Source organism: Moorena producens 3L, from assembly GCF_000211815.1.
GTDB lineage: Bacteria > Cyanobacteriota > Cyanobacteriia > Cyanobacteriales > Coleofasciculaceae > Moorena > Moorena producens.
Map to the genome: position 1 here is coordinate 1 of NZ_GL890917.1, position 1,085 is coordinate 1,085.

Genomic DNA, 1,085 nt, shown 5'->3' on the forward strand with positions numbered 1-1,085 from the left:
GATCGCGTTTACAGAACCAGTATGCGATCGCGTAGCGGTGCCTGCGGCACATCGCAGAGAACCGGTATGCGATCGCGTAGCGGTGCCTGCGGCACATCGCAGAGAACCGGTATGCGATCGCACCAAATACAACTAATACAATTCTCGTTACTGTTCCGATCTCCCCATCTCCCCATCTCCCCATCTCCCCATCTCCCCATCTCCCCACTCCCGATTACCGATTACCAATAGTTTCTCTAAAAGCTGGACGTTGAGACAAACGCATCACATAATCAGCAATAGCTGGATACTCTTTCAAATCCAAATTTACCAGTATTTTGGCATAAGCTAAATAAGAGCCTACTGCAATATCCGCCACACTTAAATTATCCCCTAACAAAAACGGTTTATCCGTTAATAGTTCATTTAGTGGCTTCAACAAACTGGAAGTTTCTTTCTCCCGTCTATCGTCCCAAAACAATTCTAGTCCTAAAGTAGCATTAGCAAACAAAACCCACTGCAAAATCTCCGACTGTTCTTCCAGAGAACTAGGGGTTTCTCCATACTTATTAGCTAAGTAAACCAAAATCGCTCCCGACTCCCAAAGTTTAAAGTCCCCATCTACAATTGCTGGCACTTTCCCCATTGGATTAATCGACAAGTATTCCGGCTGTTTATGCTCTCCAGCTTTCATATCCAGCAAGATATACTTATAGGGCACTCCCAACTCCTCAAGATACCACTGCACAATCGCAGCTCGGCTCCGAAGAGCACCATAAAGTTTTAGTTGTGCAGATGATTGACTGACTTCAAAATTGTCATGACTACTGAATTCTGACTCTTGAGTAGGATAAGACATTGTTATAGATCTAGATTCGTTTACCTTAGAAGTATTAAATGCACTTTTCCCACTGACAGGATTAACGTATCCAAGGATTATATAAGTGGATAAAGTAGCTAATAAACAGAATAATAGACCCATAGCAATAAGTCAAGTAGTTGTTAATTTTGTGAGGTAGAAATTTCTGGGTTTTAGGGAGCAGCGAGTAGGGAGCAGGGAGCAGGGAATAGGGAATCGGGAATAGTAGAAAAGAGCGATGCAGCGC

At 43.3% G+C, this 1,085-nt stretch carries 2 protein-coding genes; both read right to left on the reverse strand.

What is annotated here, in order from left to right:
• Nucleotides 1-184, reverse strand: a 184-nt coding sequence (locus LYNGBM3L_RS40720) for a hypothetical protein (RefSeq protein WP_207554341.1), incomplete at its 3' end; no start/stop codon positions are given.
• A 30-nt stretch (nt 185-214) separates the two neighbouring features.
• Nucleotides 215-838 (reverse strand): glutathione S-transferase family protein, encoded by a 624-nt coding sequence (locus LYNGBM3L_RS14475; RefSeq protein ID WP_131827469.1) that lies wholly within the window; start codon nt 836-838, stop codon nt 215-217.
• Nucleotides 839-1,085 lie beyond the last annotated feature (247 nt).

Coding starts and splice junctions, on each gene's coding strand:
- LYNGBM3L_RS14475 (WP_131827469.1), bottom strand. CDS start 838: ATGTCTTATCCTACTCAAGAGTCAGAATTCAGTAGTCATGACAATTTT.